Consider the following 7,207-nt stretch of genomic DNA (forward strand, 5'->3'; position numbering starts at 1 on the left):
GCTTACCTCGTGTGGGAATCGTGAATGTCGTGGTCGGGCTCTTCCATCCGCGCGCGGTGTTCCTTGACCAGCGTGCGGATATGCAGCCCGATCACCAGCAGGATCGCGCAGAAGAGGATGAAGGCAATCGGCCTGTCGATCATGTCCCAGGGCGTGCGCACGCGGGCCATGGCGCTGCGCAGCTTGACCTCCATGATGCCGCCCAGAACCATGCCCAGGATGATCGGCACCACCGGAAGGTTCAGCCGCTTGAGGACCAGCCCCAGCACCCCGAAGACACTGGCAATCGCGCAATCGGTGAAGGAGTTGCGCAAGCTGTAGACCCCCACGAAGCTGAGCGTCAGGATCACCACCCCCAGAAACCGCGTCGGCACCTGGATGATCCTGGTCAGCCAGTTGGTGGAAAACATCAGGAAGCCCAGAACGATGACGTTCAGCAGCAGCATGACGATATAAAGCGCCACCACGAAATCCATGTCGTTCTGGAAAAGCCCCGGCCCCGGCACCACGTTGTGCACGTAAAAGACCGACAGCATCATCGCGGTGAGCGCCTCGCCGGGAATGCCCAGCGCCAGAAGCGGGATCATCGCGGCCCCCGGCACCGCGTTATTGGCCGCCTCCGAGGCGACAAGCCCCTCGGGGCTGCCCTTGCCGAACGCCTCTGGCGTTTTGGACGTGCGCCGCGCGTAGGTGTAGCTCAGGAACTGCGCCGTGAACTCGCCCACGCCGGGGATCATTCCCATAAGGACGCCGAAACCGGACGACACCGTCGCCACCCGCTTGAAGCGGAAAAGTTCCTTGAGGCCGGAAAAAAGGCTGCCCTCCACCCGCTGCGCCTTGGGTGCGTCGTCCTTGTCGACCAGCAGCATGAAGGCCTGCGAAATGGCGAAAAGCCCCAGCACCACGACGATCAGATCAAAGCCTGAGGCCAGCCAGCTCTGATCGAAGGCATAGCGGCGGGAATAGCGCACCGGCTCCAGCCCCACGGAATTGAGGAAGATGCCGAAACTGGCCAGCATTCCGGCGGCAAAAACCTGCCCGCGATGCGCCAGCACGACGAGGATGATGCCCAGAAGCGCGGCGAGGAAAATCTCGCGGCTGCCGAACATGGGCGCGATCCAGGCCAGAACCGGCGACAGGAGGATAAGGCAGATGATCGACAGGACACCCCCGAAGAAGGACGCAGAGTAGGCCAGCGATAATGCCCGCCGCGCTTGCCCCTTCTGTGTCATTGGGTAGCCGTCATAGGTGGTCAGCGCATTCACCGCCGTGCCCGGCGTGTTGATCAGGATGGCCGGGATCGCGCCGCCATACATGGACGAGCCATAGATGCCCAAAAGCACCGTCAGCCCCACGATGGGATCAAAGCTGAAGGTCGCGGGCAGCAGGATGGCAATGGCCACCGCCGCGCCGACACCGGGAATGGCCCCGATGATGACACCGCCAATCGAGCCCACCAGAAGGGCCAGAAGCACGTCGAGCCGGGCGAGCGTGTCGAGGCTGGAAAGAAAAAGGTCCATTACCGGGCCTCAGAAATAGGTCAGCATGAATGTGGACAGGCCATCGGGCAGCAGATGATAAAGCTGCCCACCCGGCAGGCGCACCTGAAGGAAGGTCCGGAACAGCAGCACGATGGCCAGCCCGGTCGCCATGGCGGCAACGATCATGCGCCAGTCGCGATACCCCATGCGGATCGTGAGAACAGCCATGAAGACCAGCGTCGCCAGCAAATACCCCGCCCAGGGAACGAGCCAGACATAGGCCAGGAACCAGGCGACGAATTCGAGCGACCGAAGCCACGCCCCCACCTCTGGCCAGCGACCCGGAATGCGGTCAGAGGCAACGGAACTGAGGAAATGAAGCGCGCCGAACCCGGCCATGCCGAAGACACCCACGGCAGGCCAGAACCGGGGCTGCGCGAACAGCTGCTGGCCGTTGGCCCAGATCGTCTGGTTCTGCAGCTGGCTGGCCAGCCATATGGCGAACAGCAGAAAGACCGTCGCAAAAACCAGATCCCCTGGCCGACGATACCGCCTGAACATCTGCTGCAGGGTTTCAAACCGCCCCATCCGCGCGCGCCCCAATTTTGTTCCAACAAAATTGCGGATCGGCCCGTCAGGGCCGACCCATCATCCAGGTCAGTCGAGCATGCCAGAAATCGTGCCGAGCGTCTCGATATCAGCCTGAATCTGGGCGGTCGCGCTTTCGGCATCCTGCCAGTAGACCAGCGCGCCGGTTTCCTCCGCCAGCGCCTGCGCCCGCTCGCTCATGACCGTGGCCTGCGCCACTTCCGCGATCCTTTCGCGCACCTCCTGCGGGGTGTCGCGATGCACGAAGAGCCCGTTCCAGAGCGCCACGTTCAGCGAGGGGTCAAGCTCCGCCACCGTGGGCGCGTCGGGCGTCAGGCTGATCCGCTCCGCCCCGATCGAGGCCAGAACGTTGACGCTGTCCAGACAGGGCAGGATCAGCTGCACCGTGGTGTTGATCACATCCGCATCGCCCGAGGCCAGCGTATTGCAATCCAGCGCGTCGAAGGCCGCGTCGGAGGCAAAGCTGAAGCCCTGCGAGGCGGCCAGCGCCATCGTCACCCGCGTCGGCACCAGCGGCGCACCGAAATGGCCAAGCGTCACGTCATTGTCCTGCGCGTGGGCGGCCAGCTCTTCCATCGTGGAATAGGGCGCATCGGCGCTGGCTGCGATCACGAAGGGATAGGTCAGGAAGATGCCGATGGGTTCGAACGGATCGGGGCTAAGCTCCGGGATGCCCAGGTTCGGTCCCACGGTCGGGATCGCGATGATGAAGGACCCGATGGTGTAGCCATCCGCCGGGGCCGTCGCCACGGAAATCGCGCCGGGGAAGGGACCGCCCCCGCCGCCCGGACGGTTCACCACCGCCGCCGGCACGCCGTAAGCCTCCTGGAAATCGTCGGCGATCATCCGCGTCAGCACATCCTCCAGGTCGCCCGGCGGCCAGGGCACCACGAATTCCACCGGGCGTTCGGGGTAATCCGCCGCCGCCAGCCCACCCAGGGCCACCGTCGCCAGGGCCGCCGCGCAGACGGTCTTGAGCATTGTCTTCATATTGCACTCCCTGATGTATTGGTTCATTATTCAAACCATTGGTTTAAAAACAGCTTGCATTGCGAACCAATCCCCGTCAATCCTTTTCGCAAACCGCGGCCCCGACGCCGCAGGGAGGCCCCATGTCCACGATCGCAAAGGCGATGGAATTGCTGGATTTCTTCTCGCTCGACCGGCCCGAGATCGGGCTGAGCGATTTCCACCGACTCGCCCGCCGCGACAAGGCAACGACCTTCCGCCACCTCTCGGCGCTCGAATCGGCGGGGCTTCTGGAACAGAACCCGGCCACCCGCGCCTACCGCATCGGCCCCGCCGTCCTGCGCCTTGCCCATATGCGCGAGGTGACCCTGCCGCGCCGCGCGGGCCTGCGCGTGGCCCTGCCCCGGCTGGCCGAGGCCACGGGCGAAACCGCGCATGCCTCGCTGCTCGATGCGTCCGGGCTGACCACGCTCGCCCATCACGAGGCCCCGCAGCATTCGGCCCGCGTGGTGCTTCATGAATCACGCCTGCCGTTGCATGCCACCGCCTCGGGCATCGCCGCGCTCGCCTTCGGGGACGAAGACCTCATGAAGCGCGCGCGCGCCGCCATGCCCGCCTTTACCGACACCACCGCCCGCAGCCCCGAAGACCTGCAAGCCGCCGTGGCCCGCGCCCGCGCCAGCGGGGTCGCCATCTCGAACCAGACCTTCGAAACCGGCGTCACCGGCTTCGCCGCACCGCTTTTCGACAGCACCGGCGTTGCCGGGGCCGTGGCCGTGGCGGCCGTGTCCTCCCGCGTCACGCCAGAGCTTCAGACCACCATCCTCACCGAACTCATTAAGGCAGCCCGGACCATCAGCGCCAACTGGGGCGGCACCATCCCGCCCGCGCTGGCCGCCGCATGGGCTGACGCCGCCGCACCGGAGACCGCGCCATGAAAGACTCGAACTTCCTCAAGGAAATGAACGCCCGCCACCTGTGGCACCCGATGGCCCATCCCGCCGACAGCATGGCCCACCCGCCACGCATCATCACCGGGGCCGAGGGCGTACGCATCCGCGATATCGACGGGCATGAAACCATCGACGCCGTGGGCGGCCTGTGGAACGTGAATCTCGGCTTCTCCTGCCAGCCGGTGAAAGACGCCATTGCCCGGCAATTGGATGTGCTGCCCTATTATTCCACCTTCCGGGGCACCTCGAACGACGCGGCGATCGAGCTGTCCGTGATGCTGGCCGAGTTCTTCGCCCCCGACGGGCTGTCCCGCGCCTTCTACACCTCGGGCGGATCGGACAGCGTGGAAACCGCCCTGCGCCTCGCGCGGCAATATCACAAGGTGCGGGGCGAGCCCGGCCGCACCAAGTTCCTCAGCCTCAAGAAGGGCTATCACGGCACCCATTTCGGCGGCGCCTCGGTGAACGGCAACGCCAATTTCCGCACCCAGTACGAACCGCTCCTGCCCGGCTGCGTCCACATCCCGGCCCCCTACCCCTACCGCAACCCGTTCGGGGAAACCGACCCCGCGCGCCTCGCCAGCCTCTGCGCGGCGGCGCTCGAGGACGAGATCGCCTTCCAGGGCGCGGGCAGCATCGCCGCCTTCATCATGGAACCGATCCTCGGCGCGGGCGGCGTCATAGTTCCACACGAAAGCTTCATGCCGATGGTGCGCGAGATCTGCACACGCAACGGCATCCTGCTCATCGCAGATGAGGTCATCACGGCGTTTGGGCGCAGCGGCGACTGGTCCGGCAGCCGCCACTGGGGCGTGCAGCCCGACATGATGTGCACCGCCAAGGCGATCACCAACGGCTATTTCCCCTTCGGCGCGGTGATGCTGTCGGACAAGGTCGCCGAGGTCTTCGAGACAGACGCCACCGGCGCCGCCGCCATCGGCCACGGCTACACCTATTCCGGCCACCCCGTGGGCGCGGCGGCGGCGATTGCCTGCCTGAACGAGACGATCCGCCTCGATGTTCCCGCCAACGCCGCCGCCCGTGGCGCGCAGCTCTTCGCGGGGGTGCAGAGGCTCATGGATCGCCACCAGATGATCGGCGACGTGCGCGGCGGCCACGGGCTCATGACCGCGATCGAGGTGGTCTCGGACCGCGCCACCAAGACCCCCGACAAGGCGATGCCCGCGAAAGTGCAAGAGGTCGCCTACGACCACGGCGCCATGGTCCGCGTCTCGGGGCCCAACATCATCATGTCCCCACCTCTGATCCTCACCGAAACAGATGTCGAGACAATCCTTGACGCGCTCGACGCGGGCTTCCGCTCGCTCTGAGGGTCTTCTTCTTTGCCCAAATACTCCCGCCGGAGGCATCCCGCGGCAGAGACCGGCACCGCCCCTCCCCAAAGGCACAGCCCTCCCGGATATCCCGTGGCAACGCGGGCCGACGATCCCTCCCGCAAGGGAGGGTGAGGAGGCCCGCTCCCGGGTCGGTGCCGCAGGCGGCGAAACCGCTGTCGGCTCAGCCCTCCAGCCCGTGCAGCTCCTCCAGAAGGTCCAGCAGCTCCTCCATCCGCTCCGCCCCGTAGCGCGCGGTCAGCGCGGCAAAGAGCGCCTCGGCCTCCGGCAGGTGGGTCCGGATCAACCCGCGGCCCTTGTCGGTCACGCTGACGATGGATTTGCGCCGATCCGCCCTGTCCGCCTCGCGCGACAGCAGGCCCTCGCCCTCCATCGTCTTCAGGATCCGCGTCAGGCTCGACAGCAGAAGGCAGGCCCGCGCCGCCAGCGCGGTCTGTTCCATCGGGCCTTCCTCGTCCAGCACCCGCAACACGCGCCATTTCTGCTCATTGATGCCGCTTTGCGCCAGCATCTCGCGGATCGGGCCCATTACGGTTTCCCGCGCGCGCAACAGCGCAATCGGCAGCGATCGGCTGGTCCGGCGGATTTCGGGGCGATTTGAACGGTCGGAGCTTGTCATGGGTCCAGTTACCCCGGTTTACCCCCAAGGCTCAAGCCGTATGACGTCACAGGGCAACGCCCTTGCGCTCGGCCACATGCGCCGCGATGGCCGCCTTGTAGAGCCCCCTGATGCGCGCCGTCACCGGCCGTTCGCCAGACCCTATGGGCTTTCCATCAATCGAGGCCACAGGCGTCTGCGCCCCGAATGTGCCGGTCAGGAAGGCCTCTTCAGCGCCAAAGGCCTCGTAGAGTGAGTAGTTTTTCTCGCGCACCGGGATGCCATTGGCGCGGCACAGGTCGATCACCTTCTGACGCGTCACCCCGTTCATGCAATAATCGCCCGTCGAGGTCCAAACCTCGCCTTTCCTGACGATGAAGAAATTGCAGGCATTGGTGGTGTTCACGAAACCATGCGGGTCGAGCATCAGCGCCTCATCCGCCCCGGCCGCTTCGGCCTGCAGACAGGCAATGACGCAATTCAGCTTGGAATGACTGTTGAACTTGGCGTCCTGGCTGTGCGGCAACCCCCTGACCTGCGGCACGGTCGCCAGACGAATGCCCGCCGATTGCAGCCGCTCCACCGGCTTGGAATGCTCCATGATGATCACCAGCGTCGGCCCCGACCGGCTGAGCGAGGGATGCTGGAACGGCTTCACCTTCACGCCACGGGTCAGCATCAGGCGGCAATGCACATCGGTGGTCATGCCATTGGCCTCGGCGGTCCGCCGCAGCGCCTCGGCAATCCCGGCCCGATCCATGCCGGGATCGAGACTCACCGCCTTGCAGCTGTCGAAGAAGCGATCCATGTGCTCGTCGAAGAAAGCCCAGACCCCATCGTAGAGCCGCATCCCCTCCCACATGCCGTCCCCCAGCATGAAGCCCGAATCGTAGACCGAGACCTTGGCCTGATCCCGATGCACGATCTCTCCATTCACGTAGATCCGGATATCGCGGTTGCGACGATCCTCTTCTGCGTCATGGGTGGTGGCATGGCTGTCGGTCATTCTGATGTCGTCCCCGGTCGTCTCGCACAATGTCGCCATTGGGGCGCGGATAACTCGAATTGGCAAGCCCGTTTCGGGTTTGGCGCGCAGTTCCGGTTTGTTCCGGAACGCGGACAGCCGCCCTTGGGCGGCGTTCAACATATTGATTTTGTGTTTTTATTTTGGTTGCGGGGGTAGGATTTGAACCTACGACCTTCAGGTTATGAGCCTGACGAGCTACCGGGCTGCTCCACCCC

At 65.2% G+C, this 7,207-nt stretch carries 7 protein-coding genes; 2 read left to right on the forward strand and 5 right to left on the reverse strand.

The window, feature by feature from the left end; genetic code table 11:
• Positions 1-2: 2 nt before the first annotated feature.
• The 3 genes from RBB16_RS08850 to RBB16_RS08860 form a co-directional block, all read right to left on the reverse strand.
• Complete coding sequence (locus tag RBB16_RS08850) at positions 3-1,520, reverse strand: tripartite tricarboxylate transporter permease (protein ID WP_306045819.1); 1,518 nt, start codon at positions 1,518-1,520, stop codon at positions 3-5.
• Positions 1,521-1,529: 9 nt separating this feature from the next.
• Positions 1,530-2,069, reverse strand: coding sequence for a tripartite tricarboxylate transporter TctB family protein (locus RBB16_RS08855; protein ID WP_306045820.1), 540 nt, complete (start codon positions 2,067-2,069; stop codon positions 1,530-1,532).
• A 69-nt stretch (positions 2,070-2,138) separates the two neighbouring features.
• Positions 2,139-3,080 (reverse strand): tripartite tricarboxylate transporter substrate binding protein, encoded by a 942-nt coding sequence (locus RBB16_RS08860; protein ID WP_371931226.1) that lies wholly within the window; start codon positions 3,078-3,080, stop codon positions 2,139-2,141.
• A 122-nt stretch (positions 3,081-3,202) separates the two neighbouring features.
• Between RBB16_RS08860 and RBB16_RS08865 the strand changes: the two genes are divergently transcribed.
• Both RBB16_RS08865 and RBB16_RS08870 read left to right on the forward strand, forming a co-directional pair.
• Positions 3,203-3,997 (forward strand): IclR family transcriptional regulator, encoded by a 795-nt coding sequence (locus tag RBB16_RS08865; RefSeq protein WP_306045821.1) that lies wholly within the window; start codon positions 3,203-3,205, stop codon positions 3,995-3,997.
• Positions 3,994-5,343, forward strand: a complete 1,350-nt coding sequence (locus RBB16_RS08870; RefSeq protein ID WP_306045822.1) for an aspartate aminotransferase family protein — start codon at positions 3,994-3,996, stop codon at positions 5,341-5,343. Before RBB16_RS08865 ends, RBB16_RS08870 begins: the two co-directional genes overlap by 4 nt.
• Before the next feature lie 187 nt (positions 5,344-5,530).
• Here the strand turns inward: RBB16_RS08870 and hpaR are convergent, their stop codons facing one another.
• Entirely contained in the window at positions 5,531-5,986 is a 456-nt protein-coding gene (gene hpaR, locus RBB16_RS08875) for a homoprotocatechuate degradation operon regulator HpaR (RefSeq protein ID WP_306045823.1), read from the reverse strand.
• A 46-nt stretch (positions 5,987-6,032) separates the two neighbouring features.
• Complete coding sequence (locus RBB16_RS08880) at positions 6,033-6,971, reverse strand: aminotransferase class IV (RefSeq protein WP_306045824.1); 939 nt, start codon at positions 6,969-6,971, stop codon at positions 6,033-6,035.
• Positions 6,972-7,207 lie beyond the last annotated feature (236 nt).

The organism is Nioella sp. MMSF_3534, from assembly GCF_030732985.1.
Lineage (GTDB): Bacteria > Pseudomonadota > Alphaproteobacteria > Rhodobacterales > Rhodobacteraceae > Nioella.